This is a genomic window from Mesorhizobium humile (genome assembly GCF_033977215.1).
Lineage (GTDB): Bacteria > Pseudomonadota > Alphaproteobacteria > Rhizobiales > Rhizobiaceae > Mesorhizobium > Mesorhizobium humile.
Genome location: NZ_JAVIIV010000010.1, coordinates 133953 through 158614, shown reverse-complemented (window position 1 = coordinate 158614; position 24662 = coordinate 133953). Strand labels below are relative to the sequence as shown.

Below are 24662 nucleotides of genomic sequence, written 5' to 3'. Positions count from 1 at the left end.
GACCCATGGCGGGAGCGCCCGACGGCGGAACGGTGTTGAGCGAAAAGATGCTGGCCGCGCGTTTTACCGAAGTGGTGCTGCCGCATCTTGGCGATGCGCTGTCGCTCGCCCGCTGGCTGACCGGCAATCAGGCCGATGCCGAGGATGTGGTGCAGGAGGCTTGCCTCAAGGCGCATGCCGGCATCGCGGGGTTCGCTGGGGGAAACCCCCGCGCGTGGCTGCTCACCATCGTGCGCAACGCCTCTTATACCTGGATGGCGCGCAACCGTCCGCGTAGCGTGGTTGCGGTCGGCGACCTCGCCGATCTCGACGACGTCTCGCCGCCGCCGGACAACGATGCCGACAGCCCGGAAGCCGCGCTGATCGCCAAGGCGAATTCGGCGGCGGTGGAAGCGGCGATCGCCAGGCTGCCGCAAGCCTTCCGCGAAACAGTGGTGCTGCGCGACATCAACGGGCTCAGCTACCGCGAGATCGCCGCCATGCTCGGCGTGCCGCAAGGTACGGTGATGTCGCGGCTGGCGCGGGCCCGCGGCCTCTTGATGACCGAACTTGGAGGGCGCCATGAGCCCGCATGAAACTAGCCCGCGCGAGGATGGATTGCCGCAAGACCCGCAGGATATGAAGCTGATGATCCACGCCCTTGTCGATGGCGAGCTCGATGCCGCGGCCGCTTTGGCGGTCGAGCGGCGCATGGCCGCCGATCCGGAGCTTGCCGCCGAACATGCGCGCCTGGTGGCGTTGCGCGGCGCTGTTGCCAACCTGCCGCGGCCGAGCGTCAGCGACGATTTCCTGGCGCGCATTGCGGCTATCGCCGAGGTCAAGGATGCCGGGGATACCGTGGCTGTCCGGCCCGCGACGGCGGAGCCGCAACAGCAGCAAGGCAATGTGATCGCGATGCGGCCGCGCGCGGCACGCTGGTTCAACTCCTTCGACTGGCGCCAGATGGCGGCCTCGATCGCGCTGACGGCTGTTCTCGCCAGCGGCGCGACGCAATGGATGACGACGGCGGACAATGGCTCCGACAGCTTCGCCGTGGCCGTCGCCAACGGCCATCGCCGCAGCCTGCTCGCGGCGACGCCGGTCGACATCGTCTCGTCCGACCGCCATACGGTGAAGCCATGGCTCGACGGCCGCATCGGCGTGTCGCCGGCGGCGCCCGACATGGCCAAGGACGGCTACGCGCTGCTCGGCGGCCGCGTCGAGGTGATCGGCGACAGGCCGATGCCGGCGCTGGTCTACCGCCACCACGAGCATCTGATCACGCTGGTGGCGGCGCCGCGGCAGAACGAAGCCAAGTCGATGCCGGTGGCGGACGATCTCTCGGCGGGCGGCTTCCTGCTGGTCCACTGGACCGACGACGCCTTTTCCTATTGGGCGATCTCGGACGCCGAGCGCCCGGCGCTCGACGATTTCGTCGCCCGCTTCCGGGCTGCGATCGTCGCCAATCCGGCGGCGGGAAGTCCCGGCTAGGGAAAGCAAACGCCTTTAATCGCGCCGAAGTACCTGCGCCGGCCCCCTGGCGTACAAGTGATAAGTCACGGTCGACTTTGGTATGTTATACAAGCCGCGTTCTCGGGGCGGATACGAGTCGATGGATCAGGAAAGACTTCTGGCAGCAGTCCTCCTGACTGATCTCGTGGGCAGCGTGCCGCTCTATGAGCGCATGGGGGACGATGCCGCCCTGCAGCAGGTCTCGGATTGTCTCGACGCGATACGCGAGATCGTCGCCCAGCACGGCGGTGACTTCATCCATTCGAAGGGCGATGACGTGCTCAGCCTGTCCAGGCGCCACGCGACTTTCACCATTTCGAACGGCAAGGCCCGGTTCATCGAGCGAAGCTCGTCGGGCACATTCGTGTCGATGGGACCCGGCCATGAAGTATTCGTGCGCCGCGAAGATATTCTCCTCTTCGGCTCCGGCGTCATCTCGCCAGGGCGCAGATCGTCCCTCGGCGACGCCCAGGTCCTTCGCTACGAAATTACCTCAAGCTGACCCGGCCGGGCCATCTGATTGTCCCGCTGCCGCAGGGGGGCTGGATCCAGCGTTTGCTCCACGCCGGTCCTCACCGGCAGGTGTAGCCGCCGTCGATCGGCAGATGGATGCCGGTGATCATCGAGGCAGCGTCGCTGAGCAGGAAGACGATCGGGCCGGCGACCTCGTCCTCGGTCGCCCAGCGTCCGAGCGGCATCTGCTTCAGGAACGGCTCGGCGACATGCGGCTGGCTCCAGTGGCCGGACGAGATCGGCGTCATCACCACGGTCGGGTTCACGCTGTTGACGCGGATGTTGTATTTGCCCAGCTCCAGCGCCGAGCAGCGGGTGATGTTTTCGAGCGCCGCCTTGGACGAGCCGTAGGAAATATGCCCGTCGAGCGCGACCAGCGCCGCCTGGCTGGAGACGTTGACGATCGCGCCGCCCTTGCCGATCGCCACCATCTGCCGCGTGGCGTATTTGGTGACCAGCAGCGCGCCGCGCGCATTGACGGTGATGACCTTGTCGAAGATGGCGATGTCGGTGTCCATCGGTGTCGCGATCTCGCCGCCGAAGCCGCCGCAATTGACCACGCCCCAGAGGTCGAGCCCTTCTAGAGCGTCGCGGATCTCGTCCTCGGAAGCGAGGTCGAAGGTGACTGTCCGGCAGCCGGTTTCCCTGGCGATTGCAGCGAGCGCCTCCTGCGAGCGGCCAGCGGCGATCACATTGGCGTTGGCCTTGACCAGATGCCGCACGGTGGTGCCGCCAATGCCGCCGCTGCCGCCCGTCACCAGAATGTTCCTGCCTTGAAAATCCGTCATGGTTCCCTCTTTGCGATGTCTATCGAGTTCGTGTCAGGCGGGCTCGGTGGTGGCCGCCGCGCCGGAAATCCTTTGGCCTGCCTTGTCGAAGAGATGGCAGGCGTTGGGCGGCAAGGAGATCGCAATGCGATCGCCGGCGCGCGCCACGCGGCCGCCGCTGTCGCGGATGACCAGGCTCTCCTCGCCGTCACGCACGTGAATGAAAGTGTCGCTGCCCAGTAGCTCGACCACGCTGGCCTTCAGGACGATCGCGTCGGCCTGTCCTTCGACAGCAAGCGCGATGTGTTCCGGCCGGATGCCGACGGTCACTTCGGCGCCCAGCTGGGGCGGCGTTGAAACGGGCATCCGGAGCGAAAACCCCACGTCCAGGCTGATCGTGGCCTGATTGCCCTCAACCGAGGCGACGCGGCCCTTCAGAAAATTCATCGCCGGCGACCCGATGAAGCCGGCGACGAACAGGTTTGCCGGCCGGTGGTAGAGGTCGAGCGGCGCGCCGACCTGTTCGATGCGGCCGCCATTCATGACGACGATGCGGTCGGCGAGCGTCATCGCCTCGACCTGGTCATGCGTGACATAGACCATGGTGGAGGCAAGCTCAGCCTTCAGCCGCGCGATCTCGACGCGCATGCCGACGCGTAGCGCCGCGTCGAGATTGGAGAGCGGTTCGTCGAGCAGGAACAGCTTCGGCTTGCGCGTCATGGCGCGGCCGATGGCGACGCGCTGGCGCTGGCCGCCGGAAAGCTCGCGCGGCTTGCGCTTGAGATAGGAGCCGAGCCGCAATTTCTCGGCGGCGCGGCCGACGCGCTCGGCGATCTCGGCGACGGGCGTGCGGGCAATCTTGAGGCCGAAGCCGATGTTGCGGCCGACATCCATATGCGGATAGAGCGCGTAGGACTGGAAGACCATCGCGACGCCGCGTTCCGGCGGCTCGGCGTCGCTCATGTCGGCGCCGTCGACCAGGATGCGGCCGGAGCTGATCGGCTCCAGCCCGGCGATGATCCGAAGCAGCGTGGACTTGCCGCAGCCCGACGGCCCGACCAGCACGCAGAACTCGCCGTCCTCGATGGTCAGCGACAGCTCGGGGATGACGGTGGTGTGGCCGAAGGCCTTGGTGATCTTGTCGATGGTCAGTGCGGCCATGGCCTAACCTTTCACCGCGCCGGCCAGCAGGCCGCGCACGAAGGCGCGCTGCACCAGCACGTAAAGCAGGATCAAGGGGAGCGCGATCAGCGTCAGGATCGCGAAGAGCGCGCCGGGATTGGCCATGTAGAGGCCGGAATACTGCATCGGCACGATGGTGAGTGTCTTCATCTCGCTCCTGGTCAGCACGATCAAGGCGAGGAAGAACTCGTTCCAGGTGACGATGAACTGCCAGATGGTGACGAAGACAAGCGCCGGCCGCACCAGCGGCAAAGCGACGTGCCAGTAGGTCTGCCAGGCGTTGCAGCCGTCGACCCGCGCTGCCTCGAACAGCTCGCGCGGCGCGTCCTCCATGAAGGCCTTGAGGATGACCATGGCGAAGGGCACGCCGAGCGCCGCATAGGGCAGAATGAGTCCGATATAGGTGTTCACCCAGCCGAAGGTCTTGAGCAGGATCGCCAGGGGCAGGACCATGGAGGCGAGCGGCACCATCAGCGTCGTCAGCAGCGTCGTGTAGAGCAGCATCGAGCCCTTTAGCCTGAGAATCGCGCAGGCGAAGGCAAAGAGGGAGGAGACCACGACGACGATCGCCACGGTCGCGACGGTGATGATCAGGCTGTTGAGGAAAATGCCGCCCAGCGGATTGTCGCGGATGACGGTGACGAAATTGTCGAAGGTCACCGGCCAGGTGAACAGAGCGGCATCGAAGGCCTGCGCCGGCGTGCGCAGGCCGATCGAGAGCATATAGACCTGCGGCACCATCCAGAAGCCGAGCACGATGAAGAGCACCGCATGGATGACTAGGCCGCGGACGCGGTTCCGGGAAAGCGGCGCCATCATGGCTGATCCTTCCCGGCGGGCGACAGGCGGGCGCCGAGCAGCGCGATCTGGACCAGCGACAGCACCAGCGCGATGACCAGCACGATGACGGAAAGCGCGGCGCCGCTGGCGGTGTCGCCGAGCACGAAGCTCTGCTTGAAGATGAAGGTGCCAAAAACCTCGCTGGCGCGGTTCGGGCCGCCGCCGGTCATCAGGTGCACGATCGGGAAGGTCTGCAATGTGCCGATGACGCCGAGCAGCAGCAGCGACTTGGTCGCCGGCGACAGCATCGGCACGATGACGTGCACGGCAAGCCGCCAGCCGCGCGCGCCGTCGATGCGGGCAGCGTCGAGCACCTCGCTCGGCAGGTTGGCGATGCCGGCGATGTACATCAGCATCGAGAAGCCGGTCCATTGCCAGATGTTGACGGCGATCAACGCGTAGATCGCGGTCTTCGGATCGCCGATCGGCGACGTCATCATGACGATGCCGACATGTTTCAGATATTCCTGGGCGATGCCGTAATAGGGCGCGTAGATCTGCACCCAGACCAGGCTGATGACCGAGACCGAAGTCACCACCGGCAGGAAGAACATGGTGCGGAAGAAGCCGCGCAGGGCATGGGTGTGGCGCTCGATGAAATAGGCAAGCAGCCCGCCGATCAGCATCTGCACGGGTATCGTGATGGCGCCCCACAGCACCATGTTGCGCACGACGGTCCAGAAGGTCGGATCGCCGAGGATGGTCGTGTAGTTGGCGAAGCCGGCAAAGACGGCGCGGCCGTCCGCCGTGCCGGTGTAAAAGCTTTGGCCCGCGACCCACAGGATCGGATAGGCAATGAAGACGACAAAGAGCAGGGTGGCCGGCAAGGCAAAGAGATAGAGCGTCGAAGCTCTCGACGCCGATCGCCGCTTCGCCGCTTGGACGGCGGCTCCGGCTCGCATGGCCTCTGCGCTCATGATGCTCGCCATCTTACACTGAAAAAGGGCCGGCACCGAAAAAGGGTCGGCATTGAAAAATGGGCCGGGCGCGTCTTAGCGCCCGGCGGTCGGTCTTGGGTTATTTCGCCGCGAGGGCTTTCTCGCTCGCCGCCTGGACGGTGGCCAGGGCCGCTTCCGGCTCGGTGCTGCCGGCGGCGACGCCGGCCAACGCATTGTCGAGCGCCTCGGCGACCGCGGGCGAGGCGAAGCGCTGGTTCTCGGCCTTGGGCAGGTCGGCCATGAAGCGCGCCGACATCTCCTTCACATGGTCGGTGATGTCCCCCTTCGGCGCATTGCCGTCAAAGGCCGGCAGGTCGTTGAGGTCGTTCAGCGCTTCCTGCAGGCCGACGCCGTTGGTGAGCTCGGCAAGGAAGGTCCAGGCTTCCGGGTTCTTGCCGCCGTTCTTGGTCAGGCCGTAGCCGATGTCGATGCCGCCGACTGGCGGGCTGGCGGAATTGCCGTCCTTGACCGGGGGCATGTAGAAGAAATCGAAGCCCTCCATGTTCTGGACATATTCCGACAGCGGCGGCGGGAACTTGCTTTCCTGCATCCACCAGGAGCCCAGCGCCATCATGCCGACCTTGCCTTGGGCAAAGAGCTGCGCGCCGGTCGGGTAGGCGTGGGCGCCCAGCGCGCCCTGCTGGAAGACGCCGTCGTCGAAGAGGCCTTTCCAGGCCTTCATCGCGGCGACCAGCTCCGGCGCCGTCCAGGGCGTCTCGCCAGCCTGCGCCTTGTCGACGATGCCGGGCGAGAACTGGTTGGCGAGCATCAGGAAGACGTTCTCGTTCTGCCAGCCGTCGGCCGCGCCCTGGAACATCGGGATGTAGCCGCCCTCGGTCAGCGCCTTGGCCGCCGCCTTGAGGTCGGCGTAGGTCTTCGGCGGGGACAGGTTGAGCTTCTCGAAGATCTTGCGGTTGTACCAGATGCAAAGCACCTGCGATTCCTGCGGGATGATGTAATAGTTCTCGTCACCCTTGGGATTGCCCATCAGCATCTGCTTGCGGTTGACGGGGAATATCTTCTCCGCCCACTTGTCGCCCCACTGCTTGGCGGCGCGTTCGTTCACTGCCTCGAGGTTTTCGCGATATTGCTGGGTGAGCGAGCCCGGCTGCAGGCCGATCACGTCGGGCAGGCTGCCCGAGGCGGCAGCGGCTTTGAGCGCGGTGATGTATTCGGGCGAATAGTTGTAATAGGTGTATTTGACCTTGATGTCCGGATGCGCCTTCTCGAAGGCGGCGATCGATTTTTCCATCGTGCTCTGGACGAACCAGGACCAGACGGTCACCTCTTTCTGATCGGCATAGGCGGATGCGGAATAAAGCGCGGCGGCGAGCATCGTCGTCGCAAGAAGCAGCATCTTTCTCATCATATTCCTCCCTTTTTCGGTTCCCATGTAATGCGCGCCGCGAGCCTCCATCTCGCGGATGCCTGAAAGCGATGCCGGCAAAGCCGCCACGCGTGGATGGCGGCAAAGCCGCCACTCTTGTTGCGTCAGGCCGCCTTGGCGGCCGCTGCGGTCAGCACTTCTTCCGTGATCGCACGGTCGTCGGCGAGCGACCGGTTCGGCGTCAGCCCGAGCTTCTGCAATTCACCGTGATAGGCGCGCACGGCTTCTTCCGGCGCGATCGTGCCGTCGGCCACGGCGCGCATCAGGACGATCAGCTGCAGCGGCGCCTCGGCGAGGTTGATCTTGCGGCCGAACAGCGCGAGGCGGGCGCCGTAACGCTCCGACTGGGCGACCAGCTCGAACGTGTCGCGCGTCGTGCCGGCGCCGCCACCGAGCACGCCGACGATCAGTTCGCTGTCGAAGCTGGCGAGCTCCTCCAATGCCTTCGGCCCGTTGTAGGCGGTCTTCAGGAACAGCGGACGCTCGGCCTTAGGCACGCTCGCCAGCGACTTGATGATGTTGTCGTTGACGAATTCGCCGACCTGCTCGCGGCTGAAACCGAGATCGATGCTCGGATTGAAGACCTCGTAGAAATATTTGAAGCCGACCCTGGCCGCCTCGGCGCGGAATTCGGCAAAGGCGTTCAAGGTACGGACGTCGAGCGCGACGTCGTTGCTGAACGAAACCGAGTAGAGGGCGAGGTCGGTGCCGTGCGCGGGATAATTGGCGAGGGCGCGCGCCAGGTTGGTGTCGCGGAAAGGAACCGATGGGGTCTGCACATAGGTGCCGTGGCGCACGGCGCCCCAGCACATCGTTTCCAGGTTGCCGCGGATGGCGGGTTTCATCTCGCTGCCGAAGAAGGCGCCGCGCTCGTCGAGAAGCTCGAGATTCGACTGCGACACCAGCATGATGTCGACCACGTCCTGTTTGATGATCTCCTCGATCTGGGCGATGAATTCCTGGCGGCTGCGGCGGCGCGGCGGCCTGACCGAATAGTCGAAGCCGGTGGCGGTCACGCCGGCGCCGACATCGCTGTCCTTGGCATCGGCGATGACGAAATCGGCCCGCGTGTAGCGGCCGGCTCTAATGTTCGCCAATTTCCTGTCCAGTCTCGTGACCATGATCTTCCTCGGTGAAATCTGCTGTGCGCCCGCCGCGGTGTCGCGATCCAAGCGTACCTCACTATGACGAAAGTTCTCATAATCTGTCAATAGCTATCTAACTCTCTCTAATCTGAGAGGACGCACACTCCGGGGCAAAAAGGTCGATGGAAGGAGAGTTTCCAATAAGAAGCTGATTTTGCTATATTTTATTTGCCGTGATCACTTTTGGGCGCATTTTCAAGTGAGGTTCGAGCCGCTGATGCAGGAGCCCGCGGCCACTCTCAAGGCAGCCTCGTTTGCGGTGTGCAAGCAAAAATCGCGTTGACGATTTGGAAGATAATGATAGCAATTGACAATGCTTCCGATTGAAGAGGGGCTGCCGATTGAGGAGGAAAGGCACGGCATGAGCGATGTCGCCACCGGGTCGTTCGCGGAACGCTATGCGGCCCTGACCGACCCGCGATCGGGTTCACTCGGTGCTGACGCGTTGTCGTCGGCAGGGCTTTTCCTGTGCGGCATCAGCGCATGCGTCGACGCGCGGGTCGAGATGAACGACATCCAGCCGCTGCTGGACGCGCCGGCCGACACGCAGGCGGCGCGGCTTGCGGCGCTGCTGCTTTCGCGCGCCGCGCGTGGCGTGGGTGGCGAGGTGCGCTTCGACTGGCCGGAAGGTCCGGCATGGTTGCGCGAGCGCCTGCGGCCACGCTATGCGCTGGGCGGAACCGGACCGCAGGCGGCCTGGGTGCTCGGGCAACTCGGCGTCCGCTCGCTGGTGGCGCTGGAAGATCGCCATGACCTGATGCTGCGGCAGATACCGCCGGGCGTTCTCCTGGCGCAAAGCGGAACACTCAAAGCCGTGGACGAAGTGCCGGCCGCCGGGCCGCATATCCCGGAAATCTTCATCTTCGAATTCACCGCCGGCCGGGCGATCGGTCCGGTGGTGCCGCCGCGCTCCTCGCGGGTCATCATCCGCTTCGGCGATCGCGGCATCCAGCATGACGCCGAATTCGAAAGCCTGTCGCGGCAACTGGCGCCGTTCGCCGCGGCCGGGCTGCTTTCCGGCCTCAACGACGAGGCGACCGAGAATGTCGGCGCCGCCAGCCGGCATGTCTTCGCGCTCAGCCGCGACTGGAAGGACGCCGGCCTGCGCACCATCCATTTCGAGCTCGCCGGCTATGCCTCGCAGCAGGCGGTCGACGAGCTTCTCTCCAATGCGCGCGGCGCGATCTCCTCGCTCGGCATGAGCCATTCCGAGCTGCTTGCCATGAACCCCTCCGCCCATCATCCGATGGAGGCGCTTGTCGCGCTCGGCGAACGGCTCGGCCTCGAGCGCGTCTGCGTGCATGCCGATACATGGGCGGCCGCCGTGACGCTCAACGATCCAAGGGAAGAAGAGCTGGCGCTGATGGCGGGCTGCGCGATCGCCAGCGCCAGGGCGGCGAACGGCGCGCCCGCGCGGGACATTTCCGTGTCACCGTCCGCCGAGTTCCATCCGCTGCCGTTCGAGGCGCCCGTGCGCAAAGGGCGCTGGACCTTCGTCGCCTGCGCGTCGCCCTATCTGGACAAGCCAGCGGCAACGCTCGGCCTCGGCGACAGTTTCACCGCCGGCTGCCTGCTGATCCTGGGGCGAGCGCGCCACGCCAATGCCGGCCAAAACCTCCAACACGCCTGAAGGACAATTTTGATGTTTCTCGAACGCTTCCGCCTCGACGGCAAGACCGCTTTCATCACCGGCGGCGGCCGCGGTATCGGCCTGTCGACGGCCGAGGCGCTGGCCGAGGCCGGCGCGAAAGTCATCATCTCGGATCTCGATCCAAACGTATTGGCAGCCGGGCGCGGTGAGCTGAAGCAGAAGGGCTATGCGGTCGAGGCGGTTGAGCTCGACGTCACCGATTCCAAGGCGGTCGCCGCCGCCGCGCGGGCCGCCAACGAGCGCCACGGCGCGGTCGACATCCTGATCGCCAATGCCGGCATCGCCTGGCCCGACACGGGCGGCGAGGAGATGAGCGACGAAGTATGGCTGAAGGTGGTCGATGTCGACCTCAATGGCGCCTACTGGTCCTGCCGCGAGTTCGCCAGGCCGATGCTCGAACGCGGCCGCGGCGCGATCGTGACGCTGGGCTCGATGTCAGGCTTGATCTCCAACAAGCCGCAGCGCCAGGCGCATTACAACGCGGCCAAGGCCGCCGTGCATCATATGACCCGCTCGCTGGCCGGAGAGTGGGCCGCGCGCGGCGTGCGGGTCAATTGCGTGGCGCCGACCTATGTCGATACGGTGATGTCGCGCGGCGGCTTCTGCGACGAGACGCTGATGCCGATCTGGATGGACATGACGCCGATGCGGCGCGTCGCGCAGCCGGATGAGATCGCCGCACCCATCCTCTTCCTCGCCTCCGACGCGGCCAGCGCCATGACCGGCGCGGTGGTGGTTGTGGATTGCGGCTATACGATTTGGTAGGGAGTCTCTTTAGTCTTAACGCAATTCCCGACGGAAAACCGCTCATACTTTTCCTGGAGTTGCTCCATTTGGCCCGTCGGCCGCCAGAGCAGTAAAGCATGGATACTCCAAGCAAACGCGTCGAAATGGTTCCCGCAAAGCGGCAGGCGCTCATCCTGGAGCATCTGCGCGTCAACGGCGCGGCTTCGATCCAGGAACTGGCCGACACGATCGGCGGCTCGCAGTCGACGGTGCGGCGCGACCTCGAGCACCTGGTGGAGAAGGGCTATCTCGAACGCACGCATGGCGGCGCGCATCTCTTGCAGCCGATGCGCGCGACCTTCGAGCGCGAGACCACTGTCAACGCCGAGCTCCAGCATGCCGAAAAGCTTGCCATCGGCCGCGAGGCGGCCGGGCGGCTGAGCGCCCGCGACAGCGTCATCTTCGACAGCTCCTCGACCGTCATGGAGGCGGTGCGCGCGGCTGCCGAACGCGACCTGCCGCTCACCGTGGTGACCAACAGCCTGGAAATCGCCGACTTCGCCGCCGAGATCAAATCCTGGCGCATCATCCTGCCCGGCGGCACCGTGCGTCCGGGCTACCGGCACCTCGCCGGCGAACCAGGCGAGAGCTTCATCAAGACGCTGCACGCCGACCTCTGCATGACCGGCGCCTCGGCCGTCACCGGCACGCTGCTGACCGAGACGTCGCTGGAAGTGGCGTCGCTCAAGCGCGCCATGATTTCGTCGGCGCGCAAGACCATCCTGCTCGTCGACTCCTCGAAGTTCACCGCACCTGGCTTCTGCACGCTTTCGGACATTTCCGAGATCGATGAAGTGATCACCGACGAGGGCGTCTCGCAGGATGCGCTGTCATCGCTCTACGCCGCGGAGCGCAAGGTGACGGTGGTGCGCGTGGGGGCGGGAGCGCCTCGCCCGCTCGGCAGCCTGCGACCGCTGTAAGCCTCACTCCACCATGAAGCGCGAGCTGAAAGGAAGGCCCGCCGCTCCCACCGCCTTGGGCGAGCGGTCGATGTTGCCGGCCATGGCGCTTATGCCCGGCATGGCCTGTTCGAGCTCGCGGCAAATCGCCTTGCAGACCGCCTGGGGCGCGTAGGAAGACAGGACGACCGAGGTGATCGGAACGAACTGCTTCAACGCTGCGATCGACGACTTCATTTGGCTCACCAGCTCGCGCTGCCATGCGATCTCGGCCTCGCCAAATGACGGCCAGTCCGCGCCTCTTTCCCAGAGTTCGGAAGTCTGCCTTCCTTGTTTGGTGATCTCTTGTTCGAGCCGCAGGATGCCGACGTCGAAGCTTACCGCGGCTGCTGCGTTGTAGATCTGATGGTTGAGGACCAGGCGGCTGTGCAGGCGTGCGCCGAGATAGAAGAAAAGATAGTCCGAAAGGTGCTTCGCCACGCCGAACATGCTTTCGCCCCCGGCCGCCGCGGTGATGTCGTTCTGGACGTAGACGGGGTAACCGATCTCCCGTTCGACCTCCTCCTGTAGCGCGTCGAACCGCTCGCGGGTCGCCTTGGGGGTCAGCTCGAGCTCCACCTCGTCGCCCGGCAGGGCAAGGCCGATGCCGGCGATGCGCGGGTGGAGATGCCGGGGCAGATCGGCGAGGGCCTTGGCGATGGCGCTCATGAATTGCGGATGGTTGGTGTCCTGCGCGGCGGCCGAGAACGGCAGCACCGCATGGGAGCGGATCGAGCCCACGAAGTCGACCAGCACGACCTCAACCTGCCGGTGGCCGACGCTAATGCCGACGGAATAGGCGCCCTCGGGGTTGAGCGAGATCGGCACTGTGGGCGGCCCGACGCGGCCGCGCTGGGCTTCGCCCTTGGCGATCAGCCCCTCCTGTTCGAGCGAGCGGACGATGACGGACACCGTCTGCGCCGACAGGCCGGTCCGCTCGCCGATCTCGAGACGGGTGATATCCTTGCTCTGGAGCAGCAGCGACAGCACGAGGCGCTCGTTGTAGCCGCGCACGCTGACGGCGTTGAGGCCGCTCGCGCGGTCCGCAATTCGCAGCGGGTTGGGCGGCGCAAAGCGCATGTCAGGCATGGTGCGTCCTCTCGCAATCGGTCGCGGGGGACACCCGTATGTCGCGTCTATCTCTCATCCGGCCACCCGATTGCTTCGATTTCCCGGGCCAGAGCACGGCCAAGCGACGCATGCGCCTGTCCGTTGATGTGGAATCCGTCGAGCGGATCGCAGGTCACGACCGAGCCCGCATCGAAGAAATGCACTTCGAGCGAATCGGCGATGATCTCGAATTCAAGCGCCAGCTGCCGCGACTTCTCCGGCGCGCCGGCGAAGATCGATCGCCATTCCTTGATGTCGTCCAGCATCGGCGGCGGAGACACGATCATGATCTCGGGCACGCTGCCGCCCGGGCCGGGCTTCAGCTCCTTGATGTCGTAGACGAGGCAGCCCATGGCCATGGCGACTTCCGAGGCCGGCTGGTTGAAGCGCGCCTTGAGGTCGTTGGTGCCCAGCATGATGATGACGAGATCGAGAACGGCATGGCTCTGGAGGCAAGGCCTGAGATAGGTACGCCCGTTCTTGTGGGCGCCCTCGATGGGATCGTCGCGCACCGTCGTGCGGCCGCTGAGGCCTTCCTCGATGACATGCCAGCCGTCGCCCAGCTCGCTTGCCATGATACCGGGCCACCGCTCGGCCGGGCCGTAGCGGTCAAGCGGTGTGCCGCCAGGCACTTGTCCATGCGTGTTGGAGTCGCCGTAGCACAAGACCGATCGCATGCTCCTCCCCGATCCAGCCAAGGTTCTGATTTGCAGAAATTATCGGACGAGAGTCGACCGTCCGTGTCCAGCGACCCTGCCATCCGGGGGAAAGATAGCGCAAGCAGCAAAGATAATCCATCACTCTGAATAATTATTGACAGCTCGCCGGATCGATGGTTGAACTGAGCCTGGGAGGAATGCCCCGAACCTTTTGCGCCGACCGGCTGCCATGGATCCATGGCGGCACCGCTGGACCTTTGTCTCCAGCGGCCATGCGCGCGGGTTGAGCAATGAACTGAAGCAGTGCCGGGCCCGCCCCGGCAGGTGCGGCGTTTGGCCATGGCCGAAGGCCGATGGGGAAGTCGTGACCCTGGTCACCAGGGTTCGTGGAGCTTGAGAAGGAGGATGGCTCAGTGAGACGGATTATCCAATCAATCGCAGCAGCAGTGATCGCGACCACCATGTGGTGCGCACCCTCGTTCGCCGACGACGCAGCGCTGCTCGACGGGGTTACCGCCCGAGGCGGCGACAATCCGACGGTCGAAGCGGGGAAATTCAAGAAGGATCCGCCCTGGGTCATCGGCATGAGCCATTTCGGCGTCAACGCGAACACCTGGACGGTGCAGGTTGCGCATGAGGCCGAGGCTGCCGCCGCCAAGGACAATCGCATCAGCAAATTCATCCTGCTCGACGCCGGCTTCGACCAGAAGAAGCAGGTCGCCGACATCGAGGACCTGATCGCCCAGAAGGTCGACGCCATCATCGTCCAGCCGGTCACCTCGACCTCGGCGGACGCCAGCATCGCCAAGGCCGTGGCGGCGGGCATTCCGGTCGTCGTGCACACCGGCCGCATCGAGAGCGACGCCTTCACCACCGAAATCCAGGGCGGCGCCGAGCATTTCGGCAAGGTGATGGGTGACTTCCTGGTCAAGGAGCTTGGTGGCAAGGGCAACATCTGGGTGCTGCGCGGGCTCGCCGGCCATCCAGAGGACACCAACCGCTACAACGGCCTGCTGCAGGCGCTGAAGGCAACCGACGTCAAGATCATCGCCGAGGAGCATGGCGACTGGCAGTACGACAAGGCCAAGAAGCTCTGCGAGACGCTCTACCTGAACAACCCGGAGGTCGACGGCATCTGGTCTTCCGGCGCCGACATGACGCGCGCCTGCGTCGACGTCTTCAAGCAGTTCGGCGCCAAGATCCCGCCGATCACCGGCGAGGGCAACAACGGCTTCTTCGGCCAGTGGATCGCAGACGGCTTCAAGTCGATCTCGGCTGAATACAGCCCGGCACAGGGCGCGGCCGGCATCCGCGCCGCCGTTGCCCTGCTGGAAGGCAAGGAGCTGAAGAAGCACTACGACTACAACCCGGCCGGCTGGGACATCGAGAAGGTCAAGAAATACTATCGCGACGATCTCTCGGCCAATGTCTGGTGGCCGTCGGACCTGCCCGAAGACAAGCTCAAGGAATTCTACGCCAAGAAGTAGAGGCGGCGCCATTATGGCGCGGGCGGCGACGACGTTGGCCCGCGCCACGGAACTCCCCTGAAAGCGGCGGTGCCTGTTTCGTGAAAACCCTTGTCGAAATGTCGGATATCCGTAAGGCCTTCGCCGGGACGGCGGCGCTGAAGGGCGTCTCGATCGCGCTTCAATCAGGCTCGGTCCATGCACTGATGGGCGAGAACGGCGCCGGCAAATCGACGCTGATGAAGATACTCGCCGGGGTCCACCAGCCGGATAGCGGCGCCATCCTGCGCGACGGGCGCCAGGTCGTCTTCCATAAGCCGAAGGATGCGCTGGAATCCGGCATCTCGACCGTGTTCCAGGAACTGTCGCTGCTGCCCAATTTGACGATCGCCGAGAACATGTTTCTCGGCCGCGAACCGACCACCGCTTTCGGTTGGGTCGACCATCGCCGCATGCGGCGCGAGGCGGGCAACGCGCTTGCCGAGCTTGGCCTCACGCTGGATCCCGGCACGCTGGTCTCGAAGCTCAGCATTGCCGAACGACAGTTCGTCGAGATCGCGCACGGCATCATGACCGATGCCAGCGTGTTCATCCTCGACGAGCCGACGGCGGCGCTCAATGCCGCGGATGTCGAGGTGTTGAACCACCACATCCGCAGGCTGAAGGATGAAGGCAAGGCGGTGGTCTACATTTCGCACCGCATGGACGAGATTTTCGCCATCTGCGACACCGTCACGGTTCTGAAGGACGGCGAACTCGTCGGCACCAGACCGCTCGCCGAGATGACGCCGGCCGCGCTGATCGCGATGATGGTCGGCCGCGAGCTGGCCGATCTCTTTCCCCAGCGCGGCGATGCCCCTGGCCCCGCCATGCTTTCGGTCGAGGATTTCCGCATCACCGAGCGCTCCAAACCGTTTTCGCTGGAGCTCAGCCGCGGCGAGATCGTCGCGCTGGCGGGCCTGGAAGGGCAGGGCCAGCAACGTTTCCTGCGCTCGCTGGTCGGTCAGTACCATCCCTTTGCCGGCCGTGTGACGATCAAGGGCAAGTCGCTGCCCTTGCCGGTGCCGCCGGGCGGCGGCGTGCGCCGGCTGCAGGCGATGGGCGTCGGCTTCGTTCCGGAGGATCGCAAGGAGGACGGGCTCTTCCTCGGCCTTTCCGTGGCGCACAACATTGCCGCCGCGCTCCATTCGAAACGGTCGGAACTGGCGCTGGCCGCCGGCTACCAGCGGCGGATCGCCGACACGATGTCGAGCCTCGCGGTGAAGGCGAGCGGCCCGGGCGCCGCCGTCGGCACGCTGTCCGGCGGCAACCAGCAGAAGGTGCTGCTCGGCCGCTACCTTGCCGCCGACATCGACATCCTGCTCGTCGAAGAGCCGACGCGCGGCGTCGACATCGGCGCAAAGTCCGAGATCTACCGGCTGCTGCGCGACTTTACGCGCAAAGGCGGCGCGGTGCTGGTGCTGTCGCGCGAGACGGTCGAGCTGATCGGGCTCTGCGATCGTATCTGCGTCGTCCACAACGACACGATCGTGAAGGAAATGCCGGCGGCCGACGCCACGGAGCACAACATCCTCGACGCCGCGCTCAGCGCCAACGGGGAGGCCAACGGGGCGGGAGGTGAGCGCCGATGACAGCCATCAGCAGACGCCTGACGGGCGCGAGAGGATCGCGGCAGGGCATGTGGATGCTGCCCTTGCTGATCGCGCTGGCCATCGCGCTTTGGCTCAGCCTCGAGACGGCGCAGTTCCTCAACGGGGAGAATCTGCTCAATCTGGTGCCGCAGGCGATGCCGCTCGTCATTACCGCGGTCGGCCAGATGTTCGTCATCCTGCTCGGCGGGCTCGACCTTTCGGTCGGATCGATGATCAGCTTCACGACGGCAGTGCTCGCCCTCGGCGGACCCGCCTGGGTGCTGATCCCGGCGGTGTTCGTGCTGGCCGCGCTGGTCGGCTTCACAAACGGCTTCATCATCACCCGCTTCAACGTGCATCCGATCATCGCGACGCTGTCGACGCAGTACATTCTGCTCGGGATCACGCGGGTGCTGCGGCCGGTTTCGGGCGGCACGGTGCCGGATATCGTCATCAGCGCCGTGGCCGGCTCCTTCCTCGGAGTACCCATGCCGGTATTCTGGGGGATATTCACCCTCCTTGTCGCCTGGAAGCTGCTCTACGGTTCCCGCTTCGGACTGCATCTTTTCGCGATCGGCGGCGGCGTGTCGTCCGGCGTGGAGGACGCGGCGCATAATTTCGGTATCGCCGACCGGCGCAACATCGTGCTGGCCTATGTGATCTGCGCCTGCTTCGCGGCGCTTGCTGGCATTTTCCTCGCCGGGCGCATCGTCTCGGGCGATCCGAATGTCGGACTGCTCTTCGAGCTCGACGCGATCACGGCCGTCGCCATCGGCGGCACCCAGCTTTCCGGCGGCATCGGCAGCCTGCACGGGACCGTCATCGGCGCGCTCGTCATGGCGCTGCTCGCCAACGGCATGAACCTGACGAACGTGTCGCCCTTCATCCAGACCACCATCAAGGGCGCGATCCTGCTTCTGGTGGTCGCCCTGCAGTCGCGCAAGAAGATGGGGTTGTAAGTGGCCGCTGCGCTCGCCAATCCCGTCATGCGCCGCGTGCTGCGCGTCCCGCCGGCCTACTACGTCTTTGCCGCGCTACTTGTGGTTCTGTGGATCGCGCGGCCGAACATGCTCAATCTCAACATCATGGGCATATTCGTGCGCCAGATCGTGCCGCTCGGCATATTGGTGCTCGGCCAGCTTCTGGTGATGCGGGTGCGAAGCATCGACCTGTCGGGCGGTGGCGTCATCCTGCTCATCAACTACACCATTTCGTCCGGCGTCTTTCCCGGCGCCTCCATGGCTTTCTTCATTGCCCTGGCGCTGGGCATCGGGCTGGCGGTCGGGTTCTTCAACGGCCTGATGGTCGGGGTGAGGCGGGTCTCGGCCGTCATCGTCACGCTCGCGGTCGGCATCGTTCTGGTCGGGGTCGTGCAGTACCTTTCGAGCGGCAAGCCGCCCGGCGATGTGCCCGGCATGTTCGCCGACATCTACAACACCAAGCTCGGCCCGGCGCCGACGCCGGTGATCTTCTGGGTGGCGGTTTCGGCGGCGCTGTCGCTGTTCCTGTCGCGCACGGTCTTCGGCCGCTACGTGATGTCGGTCGGCGAGAACGTGCAGGCGGCGCATTTCTCCGGCGTTCCGGTCGCCCGCACCGTGGTGCTTGCACACACGCTGGCGGGCCTGTTCGCCGGGATTGCCGCGCTGGTGCAGACGGCGTCGATCGCCGTCGGCAGCGTCAGGGTCGGGCTCGACCTGCCGATCATGGCGGTCGCAGCAACCATCCTCGGCGGCGTCGTCTTCGGGCGCGGGGAAGGCGGTGTCTGGGGACCTTTCTTCGGCGTGCTGTCGTTTGCGCTGCTGTTCGTCGTGATGACGACCTTCGGCGTCGACGAGCCCGGCAAGCTGATCGCGCAGGGCCTCATCATCCTGCTCGCGGCGATCTTCTACGGCATCAGGGGCAGGTCGAGCTGAGCCGGCAAGTTCGGAACGGCCAACAAGTTAATCGCATAGGGAAATGGATTGGAGACATGACCAAAAGATCGATCCTGTGTTTTGGAGATTCGCTGACCTGGGGCTGGATTCCGGTCATCGAGGGATCGCCGACGCATCGCTACGCCTATGAGGACCGCTGGACGGGCGTGATGGCCTCGCATCTGGGTGACGGGTACCATGTGATCGAGGAAGGTTTGAGCGCCCGCACCACCAGCCTCGACGATCCCAACGATCCGCGACTGAACGGCAGCGCCTATCTGCCCTCGGCCATCGCCAGCCACCTGCCGCTCGACCTCGTCATCGTCATGCTCGGCACCAATGACACCAAGTCGTTCTTCCGCCGCACGCCCTATGAGATCGCCAACGGCATGGCCAAGCTCGTCGGCCAGATACTCACCAGCGCCGGCGGCGTGGGCACACCCTATCCTGCGCCGCAGGCGCTGGTGGTCGCGCCGCCGCCGTTGACCCCGATGCCGCATCCCTTCTTCCAGGGCATGTTCGCCGGCGGCCATGAGAAGACGGCGGCGCTGGCGGCCGAATATCGCGCCATGGCCGATTTCGCGAAGGTCGATTTCCTCAATGCCGGGGATTTCATCACCACCGACGGCTGCGACGGCATCCACTTCACGCCTGAGAACAATCGCGATCTCGGCAAGGCGATAGCGGACAAGGTTCAGGAGATCTTCGCGCCTCAGCCCGATCGCAAGGTTGCCTGAGGTTCAAATATGACGGCGCATCGGCCCCCTCCAGATCGATGCGCCGATTGCGGGACCGGCGCGGCACCGCCGGCCCGCAATTTCGGTAAGCGGGCCGAGCGGGCCTCGTCCCGACCATGGAAACCACGATCGGTCCGATCCATGGAAAAATTGTTCGGGGAGACGCCTTCGAAAGGCGGATCGTTCCTTCTAAGGTGGGTCAGAGTCTATAAAAATTATAGACATTAGATCTGGCGTCGACTTGCCGAGAAAGTGCCACAGCATGGCCAACCCAACCGTTGTCGGTTTCTCCGGAAATTTCACCCGGCCGTCGAAGACGCGCGGCTTTGTCGAGCTGGTGATCAGGGACATCGCGGCCCGCAACAACCTGTCCGCGAGCACCTTTGACATCGAAGACGTTGGACCTTCACTCGGCAGCGCCAAATGGGCCCGCGATCTCGATCAGCAGGCCTTCGATATTCTCAACAGGGTCGTCAACGCCGATGTGCTGGTGGTCGGATCGCCGACCTACAAGGGCAGCTATACCGGTCTCTTCAAGCACTTCTTCGATCTGCTCGATCCGGCCTCGCTGAGGGGCAAGCCGGTGCTGCTGCTTGCAACCGGGGGCGGTGAGCGGCATGCGCTGATCGTCGAGCATCAACTGCGGCCGCTGTTCGGTTTCTTCGAGGCTCTCGCCTTGCCGACGGCAGTCTATGCGACGGACAAGGACTTCGCCGACGGCGTGCTGGTTTCCGAAGCGATCCGCAAGCGTGTCGCGCAGGCGGTCGACGATGCAGGCTATGCGCTCTCGCGCCGCGCCGCCGGCCACCGGATCGCGGCGGAATAGCCGAAGCAACCCGCGAGATTTCGACGGCACGCATCAGGATGGGCCATCGGCCGGGGACGCCGGCCCGTCATCGACCGCGCAAAGCGCGCGCAACGTCATCTACGCATTCGGCCATGGACATCAGGGGCGATCGGCGGGTCGGTCACCGGCAAGCTCGTCGTCGAGTTTGCCGCCGGGTTGCCGACGATGGTCGACCTGTCGCCATTCAGGGCCGACAGGTTCTAGCTCCCTGGGCAAATCTCTCGCTTGCGACCTGGATATGCCGCTTCACGCTTGGCCATCGATTTGCCGATTGGTGTAGCTGGAGACAGTTGCAGGGAAAAGACGTTCCATGACATCAGCCAATATTCTGATTTGCGACTTTGTCGGCCTCCGCTTCGGCGCCGACGGCAATCCCGACCATAGCGAGGTCAAGGCTCATATCGAAGCCAAGGGTGGCGTGTTCCACCAGACAGGAATTGGCAGCGCTGGCGCCCTCGATCCTGGCAGGCTGCATTTCTTCTACCTGCCGCAGTTGAGCACGCGGGAGGAATTGTTGGCCGAGGCTGGCGACGGCCGCTACGACGCCGTCATCGCTGCCGCGACCTTCATTCCGGCGGAGGCCAGGTTCCGCCTCGGCGGCGTGCGCATCGGAACCGGCACTGGCAATATGGGCTCTACCTCGTGGGGTGGGGGCAGCGGAGAGGGCGGCGAAGCGCCGCTCATGAACACGCCGGGCATCAACAGCCGCGCCACCGCGCAAATGGCCATGAAGGCGCTGCTGAAAGTCAGGCCGGATCTTCCCGTGGACAGGCTCAACACCCTGGTCGCCGGCGGGCAGTTCGACACGGGAAAAGACCTGCGGCATTACCCGACCGAAAAGCTCGAAGGCAAAAGACTGGCGGTGATCGGCTATGGCAACATCGGTCGGGAGTTCGCCAGGCTCGGCCAGGCCTTCGGCATGCGGGTCACAATCCATGCGCGGCCCCGTCACCGCAAATGGATCGAGCTTGAGGGCTTCGACTACGCCGCAAGCATGGAGGACGCGGCGCGTGGCGCGGACGCGCTTTCGGTCCATCTCGGCCTGGGTGCCTTCGATGCCGGCCAGAAAAAATACGCCAACGCCGGACTGATCGGAGACGAGCTGCTCTCCGCCCTCAACCCGGGCGCCGTGCTCATCAACTACGACCGCGGCGAACTGGTCGACGTTGCGGCGCTGGAGCGCGCGCTGGAGTCAGGGCGCATTTCCCATGCGGCGATCGACGCGGACCTGTTCAATGTCGGCGGCACACTTTCAGGGCCGATGCTGCCTTATCTCAAGCTGGTCGAGCGCCATGGCCAGCGTCTGGAGCTTCTGCCGCATGCCGCGGCCGACACTGATCATCCCTCCCGCGTCGCGGGCGCCAAGCAAGCGGTCGATCAGATCCACGCCGCCATCGTCGAGCATCGCGTCCACAATCTGAAAGGATCGCTGCCTTCGGGTTTTGTCGACATGGGAGCGAAAACCCCGCCGGGTATCGGCGGCATCGATCTCCGGCATCTGGCGACGCTGGCCGCCGATCGGGACGCGGCCGCCGACCTCGCCCGCTCAAGCGCTCTCGTTGCCGCGTTCTGGGAACGCGTCCTGGCCGCGTCCGAGCAGGAACGACCGGCGCTGATCGCTTCCGGAGGCGAAGCACTCGCCGAGGCCGCGAACCGTCTCTCCACACTTATACGCAGGCACCACCTTTCCGGGCCGTTCTCTTCAGGATCGCTCTGACGCTCACCATCGTGTGGGGGCTGGCACGCTTGCATCGCCTCGGCAAATCCTGGCGACGGAGCGGTCCGCGCCGCGCCGTCGGTGAAATCGACGTGTCGGATCCGCAGGAACTCGTCGTATCAGATTTCAGAAAGAGTGCGGCGAGCTGCTCGCCAAGCCTTTGAAAAACTTGGTGATCCCGACAGGAATCGAACCTGTGACCTACAGATTAGGAATCTGCCGCTCTATCCTACTGAGCTACGGGACCACGCGGCCCGACACATAGACGCTTCGGGCCGGTTCGCCAAGGGGCATGCTGACCTCCCATGGGCCGGATATCTTATCTCGGCCGGACCGAGCCGGCCAAGCCGTATGGCGGCGGGACACTCGCCGCCTTCGCCACGGCTGCTCAAGCGGCCAGCGCGGTCTCGGCCAGCTTCACCCAATAGCTCATGCCGTGCGGGATGACCTCGTCGTTGAAGTCGTAGGCCGGGTGATGCAGGCCGGCCGTGTCGCCATTGCCGATGAAGATAAAGGCGCCGGGGCGGGCTTCCAGCATATAGGAGAAATCCTCACCGCCCATCACCGGCTGGATGGCGCGGTGGACGTGGCTGTCGCCGGCGATGTTGGCCGCGATATCGCCGGCAAACACGGTTTCCTCGGCATGGTTGAAGGTGACGGGGTAGTTGGTGTCGTAGTCGACCTCGATGGTGGCGCCGAAGGCGGAGGCGAGCCCGGCGCAGAGCGCGCGGATGCGCTCTTCCGATTTCTTGGCCACTTCCTTCTTCAGCGTGCGCACTGTGCCGGCGATCTCGGCGCTTTCGGGAATGACGTTATAGGCGTCGCCGGCGTGGAACTTTGTCACCGACACCACCACGGCCTCGACCGGATCGGTGCTGCGCGAGGCGATGGTCTGCAGCGCGCCGACCAGCTGGCTGGCGATGACGATCGGGTCGATCGTGCCGTGCGGCATCGCGGCATGGCCGCCGCGGCCCTTGACGGTGATGGTGAACTCGGCTGTCGCGGCCATGATCGGACCGGGCTTGATGGCGAACTGGCCGACCGGCAGGCCCGGCATGTTGTGCATGCCGAACACTTTTTCGATGCCGAAGCGCTCCATCATGCCGTCCTTGACCATTTCGTTTCCGCCGCCGCCACCTTCCTCGGCCGGCTGGAAGATCACCGCCACGGTGCCGGCGAAATTGCGCGTTTCGGCGAGATATTTGGCGGCGCCCAAAAGCATCGCGGTATGGCCGTCATGGCCGCAGGCATGCATCTTGCCGCGCACGGTCGAGGCCCATGGCTTGCCGGTGATCTCGTCGATCGGCAGCGCGTCCATGTCGGCGCGCAGCCCGATGGTCGGGCCATCGCCGTTGCGGCCGCGGATGATGCCGACGACGCCGGTCTTGCCCAAACCAGTCACCACGTCGTCGCAGCCGAAGGCCTTCAGCTTTTCGGTGACGAAGCCGGCGGTCTGGAAGACGTCGAAATTCAGCTCCGGTGTCTGGTGCAGATGTCGTCGCCAGCCGGCAACTTCTTCCTGCATTTGCGCGGCGCGGTTCAGAATCGGCATGATCGTTCCATCTCTTGGTTGACTGGCGGCAATCGGTTCAGAGCCGCTGCTCAGCAATTGTGAATGTATGGCACTTTGCCATTTTGGCGTCACATAGGGTAAATAGCACGGCAACAATGCGGTCCGGGATCGAGGGTCGGGCCGAATTTGTGCTGGCGATGGGTAACGAAATCTTACGGACCCAGCGGCGATTACGGCAAGAGGCGATTTTCGGATTTGATCATGCGGCAAAGGCATTTCCTCAACCTGTTGCTGGCTGGCGCGCTGGCGCTTCCGGTGTTTGCCGGCGCTGCGCACGCCAATCCGGTGGTCCTATTCGATTTGAAGAGTGGCTCCATCCTGGAGCATCAGGACGCGTTCAAGCGCTGGTATCCGGCCTCGCTCAGCAAGCTGATGACGGCTTATGTCACCTTCCGCGCCATCCAGGCGGGCGAGGTGGCGCTCGATTCGCCGATCAAGGTGACGAAGCATTCGGCCGGCGAGCCGCCGAGCAAGATGGGCTTCAAACCGGGCTCGGTGATGCGGCTCGACAATGCGCTGAAGATGATGCTGGTCAAGTCGGCCAACGATATCGCCATGGCCGTCGGCGAGAATATAGGAGGGTCGCAGGCCGCCTTCGCCGACCGCATGAACGCAGAGGCGGCCCGGCTCGGTATGGTTGGAACGCATTTCGTCAACCCGAACGGGCTTTATTCGCCGGAACAATACACGACCGCGCGCGACCTTGCCGTTCTGGTGGCGGCGCTGCGCAATGATTTTCCGCAATATGCGCCCTGGTTCTCGATCGAGGGCCTTGCCGTCGGCAAGAAGGCCCTTCCGAACTATAATCTGCTGATCGGCCGCTATCCCGGCGCCGACGGCATGAAGACCGGTTTCGTCTGCTCTTCCGGATTCAACATGATCGGCTCGGCGACGCGCAACGGTCGCACGCTAGTCGCCGTGGTGCTCGGCGAGAAATCGGCAGTCAGCCGCGCCGAAGCGGCGGCAAAGCTGCTCGACCAGGGTTTCGATATGCCGGCGGCGGGTTCGACCACGCTGGCCGCACTCAAGCCCTATGGCGACACGCTGTCGCCCAACGACATGCATGACGAGATCTGCAAGAAGAAGCCGAAGGAGGAGCAGTCCGAGGCAGCCCCCGAGGTCGCCGCCAAGAACGCGCCGAAGTCGCCCTATCAGGTGAAACTCGACCATCCTACGCTGATCGCCGTCGGCTTGGGTGGCGCCACCGGACCAGCGCCGAAGGCCTTTGTCGACCAGGCCGATCCGAATTACGCCGATGTGCCGCTGCCGAGCTGGCGGCCCGACCGGCCGGCGCCGGCCGGCGTCGAGCCGTTGGCAACCGCCGCTGCCGGGGCGCAGGGCGACCAACCGGCCAAGACGGCGAACTGACCC

At 64.8% G+C, this 24662-nt stretch carries 23 protein-coding genes and 1 tRNA gene; 14 read left to right on the top strand and 10 right to left on the bottom strand.

Annotated features, from left to right (window positions below):
* Positions 1-5 precede the first annotated feature (5 nt).
* The 3 genes from RFM52_RS17020 (at position 6) to RFM52_RS17010 (ending at position 1993) form a co-directional block, all read left to right on the top strand.
* Positions 6-575: a sigma-70 family RNA polymerase sigma factor gene (locus RFM52_RS17020; RefSeq protein WP_320296620.1), complete on the top strand. Its 570-nt coding sequence runs from the start codon at positions 6-8 to the stop codon at positions 573-575.
* Positions 562-1470, top strand: a complete 909-nt coding sequence (locus RFM52_RS17015) for an anti-sigma factor (protein ID WP_320296621.1) — start codon at positions 562-564, stop codon at positions 1468-1470. The genes RFM52_RS17020 and RFM52_RS17015 overlap by 14 nt, the downstream gene beginning before the upstream one ends.
* A 121-nt stretch (positions 1471-1591) precedes the next feature.
* A complete protein-coding gene (locus tag RFM52_RS17010) occupies positions 1592-1993 on the top strand; it encodes an FHA domain-containing protein (protein WP_320296622.1) in 402 nt (133 codons plus the stop codon).
* Between the two features lie 70 nt (positions 1994-2063).
* Here the strand turns inward: RFM52_RS17010 and RFM52_RS17005 are convergent, their stop codons facing one another.
* From RFM52_RS17005 to RFM52_RS16980, 6 genes are all read right to left on the bottom strand, one after another.
* A complete protein-coding gene (locus RFM52_RS17005) occupies positions 2064-2792 on the bottom strand; it encodes an SDR family oxidoreductase (RefSeq protein WP_320296623.1) in 729 nt (242 codons plus the stop codon).
* A 33-nt stretch (positions 2793-2825) separates the two neighbouring features.
* Positions 2826-3932 carry an ABC transporter ATP-binding protein gene (locus RFM52_RS17000; protein ID WP_320296624.1) on the bottom strand — a complete coding sequence of 369 codons (1107 nt, stop codon included), beginning with the start codon at positions 3930-3932 and terminating at the stop codon, positions 2826-2828.
* Positions 3933-3935: 3 nt separating this feature from the next.
* Complete coding sequence (locus tag RFM52_RS16995) at positions 3936-4769, bottom strand: carbohydrate ABC transporter permease (protein ID WP_320327861.1); 834 nt, start codon at positions 4767-4769, stop codon at positions 3936-3938.
* Positions 4769-5710, bottom strand: a complete 942-nt coding sequence (locus RFM52_RS16990; RefSeq protein ID WP_320296626.1) for a carbohydrate ABC transporter permease — start codon at positions 5708-5710, stop codon at positions 4769-4771. Before RFM52_RS16990 ends, RFM52_RS16995 begins: the two co-directional genes overlap by 1 nt.
* A gap of 100 nt (positions 5711-5810) precedes the next feature.
* The gene (locus RFM52_RS16985) at positions 5811-7097 is read right to left on the bottom strand and encodes an ABC transporter substrate-binding protein (protein WP_320296627.1); all 1287 of its coding nucleotides are present in this window, start codon (positions 7095-7097) and stop codon (positions 5811-5813) included.
* 125 nt (positions 7098-7222) lie between these two features.
* Positions 7223-8239: a hypothetical protein gene (locus RFM52_RS16980; RefSeq protein ID WP_320296628.1), complete on the bottom strand. Its 1017-nt coding sequence runs from the start codon at positions 8237-8239 to the stop codon at positions 7223-7225.
* Positions 8240-8624: 385 nt separating this feature from the next.
* Here RFM52_RS16980 and RFM52_RS16975 point away from each other — a divergent pair, with 385 nt between their 5' ends.
* From RFM52_RS16975 to RFM52_RS16965, 3 genes are all read left to right on the top strand, one after another.
* The gene (locus RFM52_RS16975; RefSeq protein WP_320296629.1) at positions 8625-9893 is read left to right on the top strand and encodes an ADP-dependent glucokinase/phosphofructokinase; all 1269 of its coding nucleotides are present in this window, start codon (positions 8625-8627) and stop codon (positions 9891-9893) included.
* Between the two features lie 12 nt (positions 9894-9905).
* On the top strand, positions 9906-10679 hold the full coding sequence (locus RFM52_RS16970; protein ID WP_320296630.1) for an SDR family NAD(P)-dependent oxidoreductase: 774 nt from the start codon (positions 9906-9908) through the stop codon (positions 10677-10679).
* 98 nt (positions 10680-10777) lie between these two features.
* Complete coding sequence (locus RFM52_RS16965; RefSeq protein ID WP_320296631.1) at positions 10778-11620, top strand: DeoR/GlpR family DNA-binding transcription regulator; 843 nt, start codon at positions 10778-10780, stop codon at positions 11618-11620.
* 3 nt (positions 11621-11623) lie between these two features.
* Here RFM52_RS16965 and RFM52_RS16960 read toward each other — a convergent pair whose 3' ends face one another.
* On the bottom strand, positions 11624-12727 hold the full coding sequence (locus RFM52_RS16960; protein WP_320296632.1) for an ROK family transcriptional regulator: 1104 nt from the start codon (positions 12725-12727) through the stop codon (positions 11624-11626).
* A 47-nt stretch (positions 12728-12774) separates the two neighbouring features.
* The gene (locus RFM52_RS16955) at positions 12775-13425 is read right to left on the bottom strand and encodes an SGNH/GDSL hydrolase family protein (protein ID WP_320296633.1); all 651 of its coding nucleotides are present in this window, start codon (positions 13423-13425) and stop codon (positions 12775-12777) included.
* Positions 13426-13868: 443 nt separating this feature from the next.
* Between RFM52_RS16955 and RFM52_RS16950 the strand changes: the two genes are divergently transcribed.
* From RFM52_RS16950 to RFM52_RS16920, 7 genes are all read left to right on the top strand, one after another.
* Entirely contained in the window at positions 13869-14894 is a 1026-nt protein-coding gene (locus tag RFM52_RS16950; RefSeq protein WP_430699271.1) for an ABC transporter substrate-binding protein, read from the top strand.
* A gap of 80 nt (positions 14895-14974) precedes the next feature.
* Positions 14975-16504, top strand: a complete 1530-nt coding sequence (locus RFM52_RS16945) for a sugar ABC transporter ATP-binding protein (protein ID WP_320296635.1) — start codon at positions 14975-14977, stop codon at positions 16502-16504.
* Positions 16501-17463: an ABC transporter permease gene (locus RFM52_RS16940; protein ID WP_320296636.1), complete on the top strand. Its 963-nt coding sequence runs from the start codon at positions 16501-16503 to the stop codon at positions 17461-17463. Before RFM52_RS16945 ends, RFM52_RS16940 begins: the two co-directional genes overlap by 4 nt.
* Positions 17464-17490: 27 nt before the next feature.
* Positions 17491-18417, top strand: a complete 927-nt coding sequence (locus RFM52_RS16935; protein WP_320296777.1) for an ABC transporter permease — start codon at positions 17491-17493, stop codon at positions 18415-18417.
* A 56-nt stretch (positions 18418-18473) separates the two neighbouring features.
* A complete protein-coding gene (locus tag RFM52_RS16930) occupies positions 18474-19154 on the top strand; it encodes an SGNH/GDSL hydrolase family protein (protein ID WP_320296637.1) in 681 nt (226 codons plus the stop codon).
* Between the two features lie 262 nt (positions 19155-19416).
* Entirely contained in the window at positions 19417-19980 is a 564-nt protein-coding gene (gene msuE, locus RFM52_RS16925) for an FMN reductase (RefSeq protein WP_320296638.1), read from the top strand.
* Between the two features lie 331 nt (positions 19981-20311).
* Positions 20312-21718 (top strand): NAD(P)-dependent oxidoreductase, encoded by a 1407-nt coding sequence (locus RFM52_RS16920; protein WP_320296639.1) that lies wholly within the window; start codon positions 20312-20314, stop codon positions 21716-21718.
* 170 nt (positions 21719-21888) lie between these two features.
* On the opposite strand, the gene RFM52_RS16915 is transcribed toward RFM52_RS16920, so the two are convergent.
* Positions 21889-21965 (bottom strand) — tRNA-Arg (locus RFM52_RS16915).
* Between the two features lie 141 nt (positions 21966-22106).
* On the bottom strand, positions 22107-23270 hold the full coding sequence (locus RFM52_RS16910; RefSeq protein ID WP_320296640.1) for a M20 aminoacylase family protein: 1164 nt from the start codon (positions 23268-23270) through the stop codon (positions 22107-22109).
* A gap of 222 nt (positions 23271-23492) precedes the next feature.
* Here RFM52_RS16910 and RFM52_RS16905 point away from each other — a divergent pair, with 222 nt between their 5' ends.
* The gene (locus RFM52_RS16905) at positions 23493-24659 is read left to right on the top strand and encodes a D-alanyl-D-alanine carboxypeptidase family protein (RefSeq protein ID WP_320296641.1); all 1167 of its coding nucleotides are present in this window, start codon (positions 23493-23495) and stop codon (positions 24657-24659) included.
* Positions 24660-24662: the final 3 nt, after the last annotated feature.